15 protein-coding genes and 1 riboswitch are annotated in these 17359 nt (G+C 65.3%); of the genes, 7 read left to right on the top strand and 8 right to left on the bottom strand.

All coding sequences use genetic code 11. From position 1 onward, the window contains the following. Positions 1-176 precede the first annotated feature (176 nt). The 3 genes from MSP7336_RS18475 to MSP7336_RS18465 all read right to left on the bottom strand — a co-directional run bounded on the left by MSP7336_RS18475 (position 177) and on the right by MSP7336_RS18465 (position 3231). Positions 177-950: a phthiotriol/phenolphthiotriol dimycocerosates methyltransferase gene (locus tag MSP7336_RS18475; RefSeq protein ID WP_113965062.1), complete on the bottom strand. Its 774-nt coding sequence runs from the start codon at positions 948-950 to the stop codon at positions 177-179. 115 nt (positions 951-1065) lie between these two features. Beyond that, on the bottom strand, positions 1066-1899 hold the full coding sequence (locus MSP7336_RS18470) for a class I SAM-dependent methyltransferase (protein WP_069396854.1): 834 nt from the start codon (positions 1897-1899) through the stop codon (positions 1066-1068). 27 nt (positions 1900-1926) lie between these two features. After that, positions 1927-3231: an FAD-dependent oxidoreductase gene (locus tag MSP7336_RS18465; RefSeq protein WP_069396853.1), complete on the bottom strand. Its 1305-nt coding sequence runs from the start codon at positions 3229-3231 to the stop codon at positions 1927-1929. Between the two features lie 122 nt (positions 3232-3353). Between MSP7336_RS18465 and MSP7336_RS18460 the strand changes: the two genes are divergently transcribed. Both MSP7336_RS18460 and MSP7336_RS18455 read left to right on the top strand, forming a co-directional pair. Then, positions 3354-5324 carry a CocE/NonD family hydrolase gene (locus MSP7336_RS18460; protein WP_181786839.1) on the top strand — a complete coding sequence of 657 codons (1971 nt, stop codon included), beginning with the start codon at positions 3354-3356 and terminating at the stop codon, positions 5322-5324. Next, the gene (locus MSP7336_RS18455; RefSeq protein ID WP_069396851.1) at positions 5321-5884 is read left to right on the top strand and encodes a carboxymuconolactone decarboxylase family protein; all 564 of its coding nucleotides are present in this window, start codon (positions 5321-5323) and stop codon (positions 5882-5884) included. The genes MSP7336_RS18460 and MSP7336_RS18455 overlap by 4 nt, the downstream gene beginning before the upstream one ends. A gap of 239 nt (positions 5885-6123) precedes the next feature. Here the strand turns inward: MSP7336_RS18455 and MSP7336_RS18450 are convergent, their stop codons facing one another. The 3 genes from MSP7336_RS18450 to MSP7336_RS18440 are packed head-to-tail and all read right to left on the bottom strand — an operon-like array spanning position 6124 to position 8534. Next, complete coding sequence (locus MSP7336_RS18450) at positions 6124-6885, bottom strand: hypothetical protein (protein WP_232321062.1); 762 nt, start codon at positions 6883-6885, stop codon at positions 6124-6126. Then, the gene (locus tag MSP7336_RS18445) at positions 6885-8246 is read right to left on the bottom strand and encodes a hypothetical protein (protein ID WP_069396849.1); all 1362 of its coding nucleotides are present in this window, start codon (positions 8244-8246) and stop codon (positions 6885-6887) included. The genes MSP7336_RS18450 and MSP7336_RS18445 overlap by 1 nt, the downstream gene beginning before the upstream one ends. A 3-nt stretch (positions 8247-8249) precedes the next feature. Continuing rightward, a complete protein-coding gene (locus MSP7336_RS18440) occupies positions 8250-8534 on the bottom strand; it encodes a type VII secretion target (RefSeq protein ID WP_069396848.1) in 285 nt (94 codons plus the stop codon). Positions 8535-8944: 410 nt separating this feature from the next. Further along, positions 8945-9115, top strand: a riboswitch (M-box (ykoK) riboswitch). 256 nt (positions 9116-9371) lie between these two features. Between MSP7336_RS18440 and MSP7336_RS18435 the strand changes: the two genes are divergently transcribed. From MSP7336_RS18435 to MSP7336_RS18420, 4 genes are all read left to right on the top strand, one after another. After that, positions 9372-9599 (top strand): Rv1535 family protein, encoded by a 228-nt coding sequence (locus MSP7336_RS18435; protein ID WP_069396847.1) that lies wholly within the window; start codon positions 9372-9374, stop codon positions 9597-9599. Positions 9600-9779: 180 nt separating this feature from the next. Further along, entirely contained in the window at positions 9780-10154 is a 375-nt protein-coding gene (locus MSP7336_RS18430) for an amino acid-binding protein (protein ID WP_069396846.1), read from the top strand. Positions 10155-10395: 241 nt separating this feature from the next. Beyond that, a complete protein-coding gene (gene ileS / locus MSP7336_RS18425) occupies positions 10396-13500 on the top strand; it encodes an isoleucine--tRNA ligase (protein ID WP_372507675.1) in 3105 nt (1034 codons plus the stop codon). A gap of 81 nt (positions 13501-13581) precedes the next feature. Next, positions 13582-14439 (top strand): DUF559 domain-containing protein, encoded by an 858-nt coding sequence (locus MSP7336_RS18420; RefSeq protein WP_069396844.1) that lies wholly within the window; start codon positions 13582-13584, stop codon positions 14437-14439. A gap of 29 nt (positions 14440-14468) precedes the next feature. On the opposite strand, the gene MSP7336_RS18415 is transcribed toward MSP7336_RS18420, so the two are convergent. Then, the gene (locus MSP7336_RS18415) at positions 14469-15038 is read right to left on the bottom strand and encodes a class I SAM-dependent methyltransferase (protein WP_113964291.1); all 570 of its coding nucleotides are present in this window, start codon (positions 15036-15038) and stop codon (positions 14469-14471) included. Between the two features lie 35 nt (positions 15039-15073). Between MSP7336_RS18415 and MSP7336_RS18410 the strand changes: the two genes are divergently transcribed. Further along, positions 15074-16465, top strand: coding sequence for a DNA polymerase IV (locus MSP7336_RS18410; protein ID WP_069396842.1), 1392 nt, complete (start codon positions 15074-15076; stop codon positions 16463-16465). Here the strand turns inward: MSP7336_RS18410 and MSP7336_RS18405 are convergent. Further along, positions 16430-17344: an asparaginase gene (locus MSP7336_RS18405; RefSeq protein ID WP_113964290.1), complete on the bottom strand. Its 915-nt coding sequence runs from the start codon at positions 17342-17344 to the stop codon at positions 16430-16432. The genes MSP7336_RS18410 and MSP7336_RS18405 overlap by 36 nt on opposite strands. Positions 17345-17359 lie beyond the last annotated feature (15 nt).

Below are 17359 nucleotides of genomic sequence, written 5' to 3'. Positions count from 1 at the left end.
CTGTCGCCCGTTTTGTCGACGACGCTGCCACAGCCGATCTGGGGCTTGCGGTAGCCGCGATGAACGGTCGGGCCGCACCCGTTATGAACGGTGCGACAAATGGATCTCGCGCAGTCGCCAGGAATGGTTCAAACGGTCACTGGGCCTTGCACAGGTAATGCAGGGGCAATCGCTGCTCAGTCCTTGGTGAAAAGGTACACGCGGTAAGTGAACTCACCGGTGCGCAGTGCGCCGTTGAACGCCCAATCCGTCATGTCGCTGGCGTAGCGCGCAAAGCCGCGCGGAATCGCCGACCCGTGCCGGCCGATCAGCTCGTGCTTTCGCGGTGCGTTCTTCTCGTTGCCGCGCAGCACATCCGCGTCGATCACGGCGCTCGACAGCATCCGCAGCGGGGCGGCGGCGAGCGCCGCCTCCCACTCATCGACCGCGCGACGCCGACGGAAATCGGTGTACAGGAAATGCCCGCCTGGCGTGAGCACACGTGCCACTTCGGCAAGGAAACGAGGAAAGTGCGGATACAGATGCGAGGCTTCAACATTGAGCACCGCGTCGAAAGATTCGTCGGCGAAGGGCAGATCCTCGGCGTTGCCCTCGACGAAATCGAGGCCGGCCAGATGGTGCCTCTTTTTGCAGAATTCGATGCCGGCCGGATTCAGGTCCAGCCCGGTGTAGGAAGCCGGATGCAAGGTGCGCATGAGATACGAGGCTCCGCCGCCATGGCCGCAACTCACTTCCAGCACCCGCTTGCCACGCAGATCCACCTGGGTCGCGGTTCGATGGTAGAGCTGAATGAAAAACCGGTGCGGTTCGTCCGAGGCCTCCAGCGGCACCGCCATGGGCGGGTCTTCCTCGTAGCCGTAGTTGAAGAACAACCAGTCATCATCACCGAGCAGACGCGTTTGGGAGGCGAACCGGTTCTTCACGAACGAGGTGAAGAGCAGGTGAAACATGACGGGGTTGTCCACCAGTCGGTGGGCGAACGAGTTCGAAAGCAGGCGGTTTTTGGTGGCCATCGGGGCAGTATTGCATGCTCAAACGGGCCCGCGGTCCGCAACCCGTAAGGCGCTAGAAGCGGTAACGCAGGATCCGGGCCCTGCGTGCGGACGCTTTGAACCGTCCGGCCAGGCGAGTGGACAGCCGCAGCCAGCCCGGGAACAAGCTGACCTCGGGGGCATGCGTCAGGCTGCTCTCCTCGACCAGCTTGATTCGCGGAGTCCAGCTTTCGGGATGATGCGCGTCCTTGAACCCCGCGTAACCCCACTGGCTTCCGACCGAATTGGTCGCCTTCTGCGGCGACAGCTTCATTGCCACCCTAGTCAGCGCACCCACCCGCCCGTAGTCGTTGAAGGCGAACTCGCCTGACCGGAAATATTCGGTGATGTGGCGGAACAGGTTGACAATCACCGGCTCTGACAGAAACGCCAACAGGCCGTCGGCGATCAGCATGGTGGGCCGATCGGCCGGGATGCTGTCGGCCCAGCTGTCCTCTGCCACCGAGGCCGCCACCGGGTGGGCCCGCTCATCGTCGGGGACGACCTGTTCGCGCAAAGCGATGACCCGGGGTAGGTCGACGTTGTACCAGTCGACCCCGCCCGGCGGGCTGATCCGCAGCATTGCCGTGCTGAGTCCCGCGCCGAGCTCGACCACGACCGCGTCGGGATGCTCCGAGGTGAAGTCGCAGACCCGGTCGTCGAGCATCTTGGCGCGAAGCGCCTGCTGGCAGACCACATGGGTGGGCACATCGAGGCCGGCGAAGTCGTAGTCGATCTTCGCCACGATCCGGTCGGCCAGACTGTCACCGAGTATCGGGTGTGGCCGCCGGCTGTCGAGTGCGCGAGCGTATTGGGTCAGAAACGCGGTTTGCTCGATGGGCGTGAACTCGCCGACTGCGATGCGCATTGCTGGAAACCTACTCTGCGGCGGCTGTCATTTCAGCAGCGGACTGTAGTCGGTCGGCGGGTCCACGAGGTTCATTGTCCGGAACAGCTTTTCGGTGAGTGCCGGGCTGTTCTCAGCGGCGGTGAGCACCTGCTCGCGGAATTGCAGCAGGTCGTTCGGCAACGCCGGCTGGCCGAGCCCGGCGCGCATGTAGAGGTCGTTGAACTCATTCGACGCCCAGAGTGGTCCGATGTGCCCGGCGGCGGCGTCGAAGAATCGCCGGCTCACATCGCCATCCGATTGCGACAGAGAGTCGCCCAGGGCGCTGGCCTCGAGCGCGGCGACCGTCATGCCCTGCCCGTAGATGGGATTCGTGCTGCAGATCGCATCGCCGAAAACCAGGAATCCCCTGGGGAATCGGGGCATTTTGTCATACCTGCGCCACACCCCGCCCGGATAGCGGAAAACATCGACGGCTCCCAAGGGTTCGCCGGCTCGCAGCGCTGCCGGCAGGGCCGCGGAGATGAATTGGGTGCCCAACGCCACCATGTCGGCCAGGTTCTCCGGCGGTTGTTGTTGATCCAGCCGGACGACGGTGAATATCCAGGTGTCGTGTTCGTAAGCCGAAAATGCGCCGCCGATCGGCAGGCCCGGTTCCGGGATCACAAATGTCATTTTTTCGTTCACGACACCCGCCGGGACGCGGAGAAACTGGCTGCAGTAGCTCGCGTTCGCCGTCGAGCGCTCGGCGGCGGGACGGCCGTATCCGAGGCTGTCCAGAAACGCCGGGGTTCGTGCGCCGCGGCCCATCGCGTCGACTACCAAATCGGTGTCCAGCATCTGCTCGACGCCGGTGTCGCGGTTGACCACCCGCACGCCGGTGACCTGCTGCGGCTCGGCGGCGACGGGTTCGACGACGTCGTGACCGTCCAGAATGTCCACGTTGGCCAAGGCCCACACCCGCCGCCTGACCTGCGACTCGAGCAGCGGCCGGCTGAGCAGATAGATGACCACCGCGGCGGGGTCGGCGAATTTACCCGAACGGTTGTACTCGTGTCCGCCCACCCTGATGGAGACTTTGGACAGATCCCCGTCGTCGCAGACCGTGGCGCCGGCGGCGACGAGTTCGTCGGGCAGGCCCGGAAACAGCCGGCCGATCTCCTGTACCCCGCGGCTCCACAGAACGTGATAATGCCGGCCCTGGCGAACCCCGCGTCGCGGGCAAGCGTCCTGGGACAAGGCGTCTCGTTCGACCACGAGGACGGACTCATAGAATTCGGAGAGCACCCGGGCGGCGAGCAAGCCGCCCATCCCTGCGCCGCAGACAATGGCTTTGTCGCCCAGCTTGCTCATCGCAACCTCTCTGGCCCCGGTGCACGCTCGACCCGCACGTTTGGATCACCGTAGCGAAAGGCCTGTGACAGATGTCCGGAATTCCGGAACGCCCGCAGCGCCCGACCGGCAGGATCGGTGAGGTGACGGACCCGCGCGTGGAACGGTTGAATGCGCTGCCCCCCAACGCCCGGTTCGACATCGGTGCGCAGCTCTACGAGCGGATGCATTGGACACGCAACGTCGGAATCCGGATGTCGGATGGCGTTGTGCTCTCAGCGGATCTCGTTTTGCCCGGCGACCGCGCGAAACCGGTGACCGAACCACTGCCGACGGTCATCAACTTCACGCCGTACAACAAGATATTCCAGCGCGGTTCCGGCGGGGCGTGGGTGCGCGCGCTGGGGGAGCGGATCGGCGGCTCGGACCGCAGTCACTTCACCGGCCGCGATTTGCTGCACGCCCTGGCCGGCGGCGCGCCGGCGGCATTGAGCGTCAGCCCGACCCTGGTGCGCCGCGGCTACGCCTACCTGATGGTGGACGTGCGGGGCACCGGAACATCGACGGGCACCTGGGATTTTTTCAGCCCCACCGAACAGCGCGACTACGCCGAAGTACTGCAATGGGCTCGTCAACAGCCGTGGTGTAACGGGAAACTCGCGTTGACGGGAATCTCCTACGGTGCGCTGGCCTCGCTTCTCACCGCCGGATTGCAGCCTGACGGACTGGCGGCGGTGTTCGCGATTGAAGGGGGCGAGGATGCGGTGCGCGAACTCGGGCTTCCCGGCGGCGTCCCGTCGCCGCTCGTCGCCGTTTGGCTCGGCGCGGTCAATCTCCTCAAATGGTTTCCATCCCTGTCGGGTTTGCGGAGAACGGGCGCGTGGCGGGAGTATTTACGCGATCGCATCTCGTCGCCGGCCAGTTGGATGCGGCACGCAGCCCAAATCGCGCTGATGGCCGACCATCCCGACATTCTGCTCAACGCCATGTGGGCCAGCAGGGTCGCCCGGTTGGACAAGATCACCATTCCCACCTGGATCCACGGCGGTTGGCATGATGTCTACAGTCGCTCGAATTTCCGGATTTACCAGCGGATCGCGACGCCGCCGGGTGCCAAGCAGGTTGTCGTCGACGACTGCTATCACCTTGCGCCCGGTTCCGGGTTCGGCGCGCCGGATGCGCCGCAGTACCTCGACGAGTTGCAATGCGCCTGGTTCGACCGGTGGCTCAAGGGAATTCGCAACAACATCGAGTATTACGGCCCGATCACCGTGCGCAGGTTGGGTGGAGGTTGGCTCTCATGCGACCAGTACCCGGATCCCGCGGCCCGGGTGCGGCGGCTCTACCTCAGCGCCGACGCCAGTGGCTCGGCCCCGCACGCACACGTCGACGGAGCGCTGAGCTTCGACCCGCCCGACCGCGTCGCGCGGTTGCCGGTGCCAACCCGGCGGCCCAGCATCCGCTCCAACAACACCGCCGTAAGCGCAATCGGTTTGGCGACACTGCTGGGTCGTACATTCGGCTCCGACGATCGTCACGCCGAGGCTTCCGCTGTCACCTTCACCACCGAACCGTTCGATGCCGACGTTGTGGTGTCCGGTCCACTCAACCTACATCTGTGGGTGAAAGCCGAAGGCGAGGAAGCGTTTTGGTCGGTGACCGTAACCGACGTCGAGCCCGACGGTGCGTCCGCGCCGGTCAGCCGGGGGGCCCTGCTATCGTCGCTGCGCGCAGTCGATGAGACCGCAAGCACCTATGTCGACGGTGAACTGCTGGCGGCCGAGCACCCGATGACGGCGGAGTCGGTGCTGCCCGTCGTGCCCGGCCGGCCGTTCGACATCGACATCGACATCAACGCCACCGACGCGGTGATCCGTGCCGGGCACCGGCTGCGGGTAGCGGTCGGCCGTGGCGGCTTCCCGCGGTATTCGTTGAGCCGCTCGCAGCGCCGCAAGAGCCGGGGCCAAGCCATCATCATCGATCCGGCCCACCCTTCCTACCTCAGCTTTCTGGCGGTCGGTGAGGCACTGCCTCGCCGGTTCACCGGTGCTGACACCATGACCGGTGTCGGCGACGAGACCGACCGAAGCGATGAGGAGAAGCGACGCCCATGATGCAACCGCGCCTGCCACTGCTGCCCCCCGACGAGGCCAAGGCCGCCGCCGACGAAGCCGGGGTACCGGATTACATGGCGGAGCTGGCGATTTTCCAGGTGCTGCTGAATCACCCGAGGCTGGCGGGCAGGGTCAACGATCTGCTCGCCGCCATGCTGTGGCACGGGATTCTCGATGCACGGCTGCGTGAGCTGGTGATCATGCGCATCGGCTGGCTGACCGGCTCGGATTACGAGTGGACGCAGCACTGGCGAGTCGCGCAGGGCCTCGGGGTAACCCCGGATGACCTTCTGGGCGTGCGTGATTGGCGGCAATACAGCGGGTTCGGGCCGGCGGAACGCGCGGTGCTGGCGGCCACCGACGACGTCGTTCGCGACGGAGCCGTGAGTGCGGAAAGCTGGGCCGCCTGCAAACGGGAACTCGGCGCCGACCCGGCGGTGCTCATTGAGTTGGTCACCGCGATCGGGGCGTGGCGCATGATCGCCTCGATCCTGCGCAGCCTGAACGTCCCGCTGGAAGAAGGCCTGTCCAGCTGGCCGCCCGACGGGCAGGCTCCTTAGAGCGTCCCGAGAATCTCGGTTGCTGCAGCTACCTGCAGCCCCATCGCAACCTTAAATGACGCACTCGTTGATTTATGCTGGCCTGGCTTGCCGCCCTCTCCAGGGTCACACGGTGACCGCTGCGGCTGAGAAAGCACTGTTACTCAGCGGCTTGCGTGGATATCGCGGATGACGTCCGTTCCCAGGAACCTCAGATTCGTGTGCCTCTTCACTGGTAGCAGACAACGCATCGGCTGCTATTACTCGGCATCGAACTGCTCGTTATGGAGCCGCTCGAGGGCTCGACCGTCGACAAGTTCGTCGCGGTTTTCCGGGTGTAACCAATAGTGGCGCAACATCCAGTACAGGGCAGCGCCGCCAGGAGTACAGGCCTTAGCACCCGTATACACGTGTGGTGGGCCAGTTTTCATGATGATGACGATGGGCGCACGCTTCTGCTTGTTAGGTGCTATGTCGGTGATGTCGGTGATGTCGGTCCAAGTTCCGCGGTAGGTGAACAGGATGTCGGCCAGCTCGAATCCGCGCGGCGTCAAGTGGACATAGCCTGGTCCTCGTCTGACGACTAGCGCAATTAGCCCGACCACCACGAACAACAGACCGAACCCTACGAGGTACGGGGTGAAGATCTGTTCACCGCGAGTCATCGAAATGCTGACTTCTCCGCGAGGAACGAAAACCACGTACAGCAGACCGCTTGGGACAGCGGCTACGAACGCGATGACCCAAAGCGCGGTAATGACTCGATCAGGCCGCAGCATCAGCCCTCTTGAGTCGCAAATTCCGCGCACCGTAACCCTTTCGAGCTCGGTCCAGCCAGCTGCCAGTACCAAGCCGAGAACGAACATCGTGCCGCCGGCCGTGATGATTGCTGTTAGGTAGTCACCCCGGCTAGCAAAGATCACCGTCCAGACCGCGCTAAACGCACCGGCGCCTCCGAAAAGCGCGAAACCGGGTACCAACTGCACTGTGTTATCGCGCCAGTGCTCGGGCTTCGGCAACATCACCCTGGACAAAATGCCTGACCCACCTTTTGTCCGATCGAACCCAAGAACTTGCCTCCGAAATAAGCACCAGCGATCGCGCCGCCGGGGCCGGTGACCACGTCCACGCCAGGCAGCGCTCCGCCGATGCCCGCACCGACTACACCGCCGGCGTAGTCCCCAGCTACGCCGAACACCCCGGACACGCCAGCCACGCACGCCTCGCGGGCGGATGTCGCCGCGCCCACGTTGTAGATGGTGGCCGCTATACCCACGGCCGGTCCCGCATACCGTGCAGCCTTGCCAACGTTTTCGACGGATGTGGGAGTTAATCCGGGAATCCCGCCTCCTCGCCCGACGTGAGCATCCAATCCGGTAAGCGCGCCACCTAGCACCGTCGGAGCCGCGCCGGTGAAGAACGGGTTGTTGGGGGGCAGTACACCATGTCGGCCGTCGGGCAAGGTGAAGGCCGCATTACGTGTGCCGTCCGGATTCTCCGTGGCGGTAAAGTTGGTGCCGTCGGCCCAATCAATTACGGTGCGCTTAACCCCGGTTAGCGGATTTGTCTGTGAGAACGTGCTCGACACAAGCTTGCCGCTGCTGTCGTAATAATCATCTCCGGCTGCGGGGGCCAGGGAACCCCACGTTCTGATCACGTGTTTGCTGCCGTCCTGCATGATCAGGGTCGTGACGTGTTGGTCGTCCTCGGTAGTTTTTTTGCTGGACTCCCGGACCGTCATCGCCATGTCTTCGCCGCGAACCTTGCCCTGCTCAATCAACCCCTGCATCGTCCGCGGATTGGGCACTTCGTCTGCCGGTCGCGACGGACTCTGCGGAAATAGAGCACCCATGTCACTTGGGCCGGGGAGTGTGAATCCGAGTTTCTTCGCGGCAGCCTGCACATTGGCTGCGGTGCCATCATCGGCATCGCCAAGCGCCAGCAGCAACCGATTGATTTCGGCTTGCTGTTGCTCGGCCTGCTGTTGCAACTCGGCTGCATGCTGGGCGGACATGCGCGCCGGTTTGATCAACACCACCCACTGGTCGGTGACATGCAACTCGCCCTCGTCAATATCGTCTGCCGTTCGCAGCAACCGGTACCGAGCGGCCCCAATTGTGGCGTCACCGTTGCTGAGCGCCGCCCCAACTGCACCGACGCCGGTGGTGAACTCGGAGGTTTGATTGGTCGCCCGGCCAAACATCGCCGCCGCCGCCTCATGAGCTTGGCCTTCCCACACCTGCGCCTCGGGCAGCCGGTCGATCCCATCCTCAAGGTCACGTACGGCGCGATACACCGAATCGCCTGCAGCGTCGATCGCTTTCCCCGCCGGTGACAGCGAGTCTGGGTTCCATGCCTGTAACCGGGAACGCGACGGCAACACGAGCTAGAACAATCCCTTGAATGTTCCGGCCAGGGCGTCGTCCTCCACCTCGTAACGATCACCCGCACCACGCACCGCCGCACCCATGGCGGCGATGTTCTCGGCAATCTTGCCCTCGACTGTGGCGATGTGCGCACTAACGAGACGAGCGGCCCACTGCGTCGCCGACCCCGGCAATCCATCAGCAGCCGTACTTACCGTTTGTCCGACATCAGCGCTACGAATCGCCGCTGACGCGGTTTCGACCTGGCCGGCGAAACCGCGCAACAGCTCCGGTTTAACCCGCATTCCAACCCCCTCAGTTGGGCCTTAAACGAACTTGGCGACGCACAATCAGGCGGGCCCCGCCAGCCCCCGAGACGATAACATCGGGTACCTAACAGACCAGGCACGAAAATCAGCCCGAGGTGGATGCCCGATTGGTTGCTTCGTGTGCCGGGCGGCGGCTTGAACAAACACGAACCGGAACGTTGTCTGCGGATGTCAGCACCCGTCAGGCAGTGGGGACAGATTCCCGACTTGTAACCGCAGGTTTGGGGTGACTCCTCTCCTTTGCGGCGCCGTCAACGAGCCGCAGCACTAGCTGGTCGGCGGCCAGGAACCGGCGGTAACTCCCGGTAAACGGTCACAAACCGTCCAGTGAATTTACAGGCGTGGTGAATTGACCCGGTCAAGTTCTTGGTGCATCATCGAGGACGTAAGCACCTCGTTAGGCGAGGCGTCTGCACGGATATAGGCCACTGACCCCGAACGTCGAGAGACGCCCAGGGTCAGGACAGCTCCTCCCGGCTTAAGGGTTGAGCCCAAGTGGCTTCCGGGTTACCCGGATACGCCGTGTAGTGCCGAAGCTCTGACGAGTGGGGTGCGGTTTTCCCGATCTGATCGGGTTCTGTGCTCCTGCTTGCGTGAACCGGTGCGGATAGCCGCACGCGACGTAGCCGTAAGGAGGTGAGGGACGCATGAGTTCTAGTGACAGTCCGGGTCGATATCCGAACTTGCTTTCGTCCCGATCCGGCCTTCGGCACGGCGCTCGCGGCTGAGCCTGAGCGACTGCCTCCGGGTGCGGTTTCGGACGAAAGAGCCGAAACGTGTTATCCCTCTTCGATTTTCGCCTAGGAGGCCATCATGACCGCTGCACTGTACGACGAAGTGGCAACGGCAGGACCGACCCTGACGCTGGTACCTGCCGCGGAGCCGACCGCCCAGCCGACGGCCGAGCAGAGCCCCCGGCGGATCAACCGGCCCTTCGGAAGCGACCCGCTGGTCGACGGGGCCGCCCGGCTGTTGTCTTTCCCGCTGCGTCAGCTCTACGCCGCGCTTTGGCGTGCCGGAGTCCTGGACGTCAGCGCCTGACTTTGTCGTCCCCCTCGGCATACGGGGATCCGTGGCCATAGCCCGAAGGTGTTGGTGTCCTTCGGTATCGCCCTCACGAACCGGCGCGTCGGTCGTTACGGTGACCACGTCGCATCCACGGGGGGCCTGCCAGGGCCCGGAGTCTAGAGGGATCGTGGAGCGACGCAGTAGCGTTTACCCATGGCGACCGACCTGACGCTGTACCTCGACGATGACCCGGGCGAACTTGCCCGGGTCGGCGACCTGCTCGGTAAGGCCGGGGTCAACATCGCTGGTCTGTGTGCCGTCACCAGCGGCGGCGGCCGCGCCAAGGTTCATATTTTGGTGCAGGACGCGACCCCCGCGTTCGAAGCGCTGCACGGCGGGGGGATCGAAATCGCTGAGGAGCAAGAGGTGATCGTGCTTGACGTGGAAGACCGCCCCGGTGCGCTCGGCGAGGTCGTCCACAAGTTGGGCGCCGCCAACGTCAACCTGGAGACCGTGTACCTCGCGACCAACACCCGGCTGGTACTGGCCGCCGACAGCCTCGCTCAAGCTAAGGCTGCGCTGGGCTGATCTCGATTTGCGCATGGCCCGTAGAATCGGTTCAGCGGCGTTGATCCGGCCATCACCGGGGAGCCTTCGGAAGAACAGCCGGCTTCGGTATCGGAGCAGCTCAGTAGAACCGAACGGGTTGGCCCGTCACAGCCTCATTGAGCGGTCGCGTGTATTCGCGGCAAGCGGGGTGGTACCGCGGCGCTCGCGCAGGAGTGCGACGTCGTCCCCGGCCTGATAGCTGGCACATGGAGACGACGCGTTGACTTACCCGAAGTTGCCCGGCGGCGCCCCCGATTTCCCGGCGTTGGAAGGCGAGGTCCTCGATTACTGGGGCCGCGACGACACCTTTCGCGCCAGCATCGCCCGGCGCGCCGATGCCGAAGAATACGTGTTCTACGACGGGCCGCCGTTCGCCAACGGCCTGCCGCACTACGGCCACCTGCTGACTGGCTACGTCAAGGACATCGTGCCGCGGTATCGCACCATGCGCGGCTACAAGGTGGAGCGCCGGTTCGGCTGGGACACCCATGGTCTGCCCGCCGAACTCGAGGTCGAGCGCCAGCTCGGCATCACCGACAAGTCCCAGATCGATGCCATGGGCATCGCCGCGTTCAACGAGGCCTGTCGCGAATCGGTATTGCGTTACACCGACGAATGGCAGGCCTATGTGACTCGCCAGGCCCGCTGGGTGGATTTCGACAACGACTACAAAACGCTCGATCTGTCCTACATGGAATCGGTGATCTGGGCGTTCAAGCAGTTGTGGGACAAGGGCTTGGCGTACGAGGGCTACCGGGTGTTGCCGTACTGCTGGCGCGACGAGACGCCGCTGTCCAACCACGAGCTGCGGATGGACGACGACATCTACCAAAGCCGCCAGGACCCGGCGATCACCGTCGGATTCCGGGTGCCGGACGGGGAGCTGGCCGGCGCGTACCTACTGGTGTGGACGACGACACCCTGGACGTTGCCGTCGAACCAGGCCGTCGCGGTCAACCCCGACGTCACCTACGTGCAGGTGCGTGCAGAGGATCGGCGCTACGTGTTGGCCGAGGCCCGGCTGGGGGCTTACGCACGCGAGCTGGGCGACGAGCCGGAGGTGCTCGGAACTTACCGCGGCGCCGATCTGCTGGGCCTGCGTTACCTGCCACCGTTCCCGTATTTCATGGACTCGCCCAACGCTTTTCAGGTGCTGGCCGGTGATTTCGTGACGACCGAGGACGGCACCGGGATCGTGCACATGGCACCGGCCTACGGTGAAGACGACAAGGACGCCGGGGACAAGGCTGGCATCGTGCCGGTGACTCCCGTCGACTCCACGGGCCGTTTCGACGCCACCGTCCCGGACTACCAGGGCCAGCACGTCTTCGATGCCAACCCGCACATCGTGCGGGATCTGAAGAACGGGACCGGCCCCGCGGCGGCCAACGGAGCGGTGCTGGTTCGCCACGAAACCTACGAGCACCCGTACCCGCACTGTTGGCGCTGCCGCAATCCGTTGATCTATCGGGCGGTGTCGTCGTGGTTCGTCAAGGTCACCGAATTCCGGGACCGCATGGTCGAACTGAACCAGCAGATCACCTGGTATCCCGAACACGTCAAAGACGGACAGTTCGGCAACTGGTTGCGGGGTGCGCGTGACTGGTCGATTTCGCGAAACCGGTACTGGGGCACCCCGATTCCGGTGTGGGTGTCCGACGACCCCGCGTACCCGCGGATCGACGTTTACGGTAGTCTCGACGAGCTCGAACGCGACTTCGGCATCCGCCCGGACAACCTGCACCGGCCCTACATCGACGAGCTGACTCGGCCCAACCCGGACGACCCCACCGGCAAATCGATGATGCGCCGCATCCCGGACGTGTTCGACGTGTGGTTCGACTCCGGGTCGATGCCGTACGCGCAGGTGCACTACCCGTTCGAGAATGCGGATTGGTTCGAAACCCATTATCCCGGTGACTTCATCGTCGAATACATCGGTCAGACCCGCGGCTGGTTTTACACCCTGCACGTGCTGGCCACCGCGCTGTTCGATCGCCCTGCGTTCAAAACCTGTGTGGCACATGGGATTGTGTTGGGTAGCGACGGACAGAAGATGAGCAAGTCGCTGCGCAACTACCCGGACGTGTCGGAGGTCTTCGATCGCGACGGCTCCGACGCCATGCGCTGGTTCTTGATGGCCTCGCCGATCCTGCGCGGCGGCAACCTGATCGTCACCGAGCCCGGGATCCGCGAGGGGGTCCGGCAGGTGATGCTGCCGTTCTGGAACGCCTACAGCTTCCTGGCTTTGTATGCGCCGAAAGTCGGTACCTGGCGCGTCGATTCACCGCATCTGCTGGATCGCTACATCCTGGCCAAGCTGGCCGCACTGCGCGACGACCTCACCGCCGCGATGGACGTCTGCGACATCTCCGGTGCCTGCGACGAGTTACGCCAGTTCACCGACGCGCTGACCAACTGGTACGTGCGGCGCTCCCGGCAACGGTTCTGGGAAGAAGATGTCGATGCGATCGACACTTTGCACACCGTGCTGGAGGTGACAGCCCGGCTGGCCGCGCCGCTGCTGCCGCTGACGACCGAGATCATCTGGCGCGGCGTCACCGGCGAGCGCTCAGTGCATCTGACCGACTGGCCGGCGGACGGCGACGTGCCCGGCGACGCCGACCTGGTGGCCGCGATGGATCAGGTCCGTGCGGTGTGCTCGGCGGCGTCGTCGCTGCGCAAGGCCAAGAAGCTGCGTGTGCGCCTACCGCTGCCGAAACTGACTGTGGCCGTGCAAGATCCGCAGCGGCTCGCGCCGTTCACCGACCTGATTGCCGACGAGCTCAACGTCAAAAGCGTCGAGCTCACCGACGACATCGCCGGCTATGGGCGCTTCGAGCTCACCGTCAACGCTCGCGTCGCGGGACCCCGGCTGGGCAAGGACGTGCAGGCGGCCATCAAAGCGGTGAAAGCCGGCGAGGGCGTCGTCAACGACGACGGCACCCTCACGGCGGGGCCCGCCGTTCTGCAGCCGGACGAGTACAGCTCGCGGCTGGTGGCCGCCGACCCGGAATACACCGCCGCGCTGCCCGACGACGCGGGTCTGGTGGTGCTCGACGCCACGGTGACACCCGAGCTGGAAGCCGAGGGCTGGGCTAAAGACCGCATCCGCGAGCTGCAGGAGCTGCGCAAATCGGTCGGGCTGGACGTCTCCGATCGCATCAGCGTGGTGATGTCCGTGCCCGAGCAGTACCAGCCTTGGGCGGTGACTCACCGCGACCTGATCGCCGGTGAAATCCTGGCCACCAGCTTCGAATTCGGTGAGCCGCCGGAGGCTGTGGAAATTGGTGACGGCGTCCGGGTGGCCATCGCTAAGGTTTGACCGCGAAAGTGCGTTCCACGACGTATTTCTCGAGTAGCACCGTCGACAGTTGCACTTTCGCGGTCAGGGGGTGTCGGGGTCTTGGAGTCGCCGTTCCTCGGCACCGAAGCTCTGAGTGCCGGCATACTCACTGAACGCGAGCTGCGGCGATCGTGCGCACGTATCTACCGCAACGTCTATCAGCGCCGCGGCGCTGAGTTCACCGCGAAAGACCGGGCGCTCGCCGCGTGGCTTTGGTCGGGCAAGGAAGCCGTCGTTGCGGGTAACTCAGCGGCTGCGCTGCTCGGCGCGAAGTGGGTGGATCCGCATGCTCCCGCCGAACTCATCTCCAATCGCAGACGACCGCCGCCGTTGATCATCACTCGCAATGAGACGTTGCTGGCCGGCGAGACCACGATGGCGGCCGGTGTGCCGGTGACGTCGCCTGCCCGCACCGCGTTCGACCTCGGCCGTCGGCGCGGCTTGACGACTGCCGTTATTCGCATTGACGCGCTGATGCAGGCGACCGACGTGACGGTCGACGATGTTGCGCCGCTGATTGATGCGCACCGCGGCGCACGCGGCATGAAGCAGCTGCGACGGGTCCTTCCCTTGGTCGATGCAGGGGCGGAATCGCCGCAGGAGACCCGGACCAGACTGGTATTGATCGAAGGGGGATTGCCGAGACCCCAGACCCAGATCGTCGTGGGCAGATACCGCATCGACATGGGCTGGGAGCAGTGGCTTGTCGGTGTCGAATATGACGGCCCCCAACACTGGACCGACCCGGGCATCCGCGCCGCAGACATCGAGCGCACCGCCGAGCTGCAGCGCCGGGGTTGGATCCTGATCAGGGTGAGCTCAGATCTGCTGCGCTATCGGCCACACGTCGTCGTCGCACGGGCCCGCGAGGCCATCCACCGCCGCGAAAGTGCAACTACCGACGTATTTCTCGAGTAACACCGTCGGCAGTTGCACTTTCGCGGGGTTTAAGCGGCCTTGACCGCGCGCCAGCGCAGCCTTCGGCTGTTGGCCTTGACGTCCACGTCGCTAAATCCGGTATTGCGCAGCCGGTCCGGCAGTGTGTCCGGTGACACCGGGTTGCAGGTGTCGCGGAAATGCAAGATCGAGAACAGGGTTGACGCCATGCTGTCGCTGCCCGCGAAGACGCCGCCCGGTCGCAGCACCCGAAATGCCTCGGTGAACAACTGATCCTGCAGCGCCGGCGTCGGAACATGGTGCAGCATCGTGAAACACACCACGGAGCTGAACTCTTCGTCCGGCAAGCCGGTGGCGGTGCCGTCGCCCTGGATGATCCGGGCCCTGTCGCCGTAGCGCGCCTGCAGCCGGGCCGCCATCGGCGGGTCGATCTCCACGGCGGTGTAGTGCGGCGCCTTGTCGATCAGCACCCGAATGTTGGCGCCGTAGCCGGGCCCGATTTCCAACACGTTGTCGCCGAGGTCGACGTCGCGGAGAACCCACGGCAACAGTCCGTCCTCGACGGCTTTGAAGTAGCGGTTCGAGCTGCAACACAACCGGTGACACAAATTCATCGCCATGGATTGCTCACCCTAGCGCAATAGCATCGTTGGTTGTGGACTCCCGGTGGGTGCTGCACCTGGACATGGACGCGTTCTTCGCGTCCGTCGAGCAGCTCACCCGGCCCACTCTGCGGGGTCGGCCGGTGCTGGTCGGTGGGCTGGGTGGTCGCGGCGTGGTGGCCGGCGCCAGTTATGAGTCGCGGGTTTTCGGCGCCCGCTCGGCGATGCCGATGCACCAGGCGCGCCGGCTGGTCGGGATCCACGCGGTGGTGCTGCCGCCGCGCGGTCTGGTCTACGGCGTGGCCAGCCGCCGGGTCTTCGACACCGTGCGCAGCATGGTGCCCGTCGTCGAACAGCTCTCCTTCGACGAGGCATTCGGGGAACCGCCCGAACTCGTCGGGGCCTCGGCCGCCGACGTCGAGCTGTTCTGCGAGGACTTGCGGCGACGGGTGCGTGACGAGACCGGGCTGGTCGCCTCCGTCGGCGCCGGGTCGGGCAAGCAGATCGCCAAGATCGCATCCGGTTTGGCCAAACCTGACGGCATTCGGGTGATCCGGCGCGCCGAGGAAACCCCGCTGCTCAGTGGCCTGCCGGTGCGACGGCTGTGGGGGATAGGGCCAGTCGCCGAGGAGAAGCTGCATCGGCTCGGCATCGAGACCATCGGGCAGCTGGCGGCGTTGGACGAGACCGAGGTGGCCAGCATCCTGGGCGCCACCATCGGTCCGGCGCTGCACCGGCTGGCCCGTGGCATCGATGACCGTCCGGTCGCCGAGCGGGCCGAAGCCAAACAGATCAGCGCCGAATCCACGTTCGCCGTTGACTTGACCACGCTCGAGGAATTGCAGGAAGCGATCGGCCCGATCGCCGAACACGCACACCGGCGGTTGTCGCGAGATGGCCGCGGCGCGCGCACGGTGACGGTGAAGCTGAAGAAATCCGACATGAGCACGCTGACCCGGTCGGCCACCTTGCCGTATGCCACCGCCGACCCCGCCGCGCTGGTCGCCGTAGCCCGGCGACTACTGCTGGATCCGCGACAGATCGGACCGATTCGCCTACTGGGCGTGGGCTTCTCGGGGCTGAGCGACGTGCGTCAGGAGTCGTTGTTCCCCGATCTGGACTTGTCCACGCCGACGGCGGAAACCGATCACTCGGCCGGTGCGTCGGCTCAGCCCGTGACAGCGTGGCGGGTCGGCGACGATGTCGTGCACCGCGACTTCGGGCATGGCTGGGTTCAGGGCGCAGGCCACGGTGTGGTGACCGTGCGGTTCGAGACCCGCGGCACCGGTCCGGGCCCGGCGCGGACGTTCCTGTCGGAGGGTCCTTCGGATACCGACGTCATCACCGCCGCCAATCCCGTCGACAGCCTGGACTGGCCCGATTATGTCGCCGCGCTGCAGGCCGGCGAATCAGAGCAGACGGTCGACGACGTCGCGCACCGGTAGCCCCGCCGCCAGCGCCGCCATCACCAGCAGGCGCACCTGACTCGACGGCAGCTGCGAAACCATGTGCGCTCCCGCGTCGACCAGATCACGGCCCGGGCCGTATCCCGGGCTGACACGGGCGCCGGCGACCCGGCTGGAAACCGCGACCACGACACCGTCGGCGCAGTGGCGGCGCACCGCGTCGATCATCGCCGCGCCGGCGTTGCCCGAACCCAACGCCTCCAGCACGATGCCGCGGGCGCCGGCATCCACGCAGGCATCCATGGCCACCGCGTCGCTTCCCACATATGCCGAGACGATGTCGACGCGCGGCGCGTTCGCGGCGCTGAACTCGCCCAGATAAGGCCGGGACTTCGGTTGGGTGATCCCGGTGGCGACCGTGCCGAGCACCCGGCCGGTGAACCCCTCCTTGGTCGCCACCTTGCGCAGGCCCAGCGGGGCCAGCAGCCGTCCGCCGAAGCACACCAGCACACCTTGGTCGCCGACCTCGGGGCGGGCGGCTACCGCGAGCGCGTCACGCAGATTGGCCGGCCCGTCGGGGTCGGGGGCGTCGGCGCTGCGCAACGCCCCGGTGAGCAGCACCGGAGGCACACCGCGGTAGGTGAGGTCGAGCCACAGCGCTGTTTCCTCGAGGGTGTCGGTGCCATGCGTGACGACCACTCCCGCGGCGCTGCGCTCGGCGGCGGCGCGGATCGCAGCCCCGATGACATCCCAATCGGCGGGCGTCAGCTGCGAGCTGTCGGCGGCGAGCGCATCGACGACGTCCACATCGAGTCCGGCGGTCAGCTCGGCCGCCGTGTGGACCGGCCGTCGCACACCGTCGCTATCGGTGCTGGTGGCGATTGTTCCCCCGGTGGCGATGACAGTGAGGTGGCCCATGCTGGGATGATAGGG

This window comes from Mycobacterium shimoidei (genome assembly GCF_900417275.1).
Taxonomy (GTDB): Bacteria; Actinomycetota; Actinomycetes; order Mycobacteriales; family Mycobacteriaceae; genus Mycobacterium; species Mycobacterium shimoidei.
This window is presented reverse-complemented; position numbering and strand designations above follow the sequence as displayed.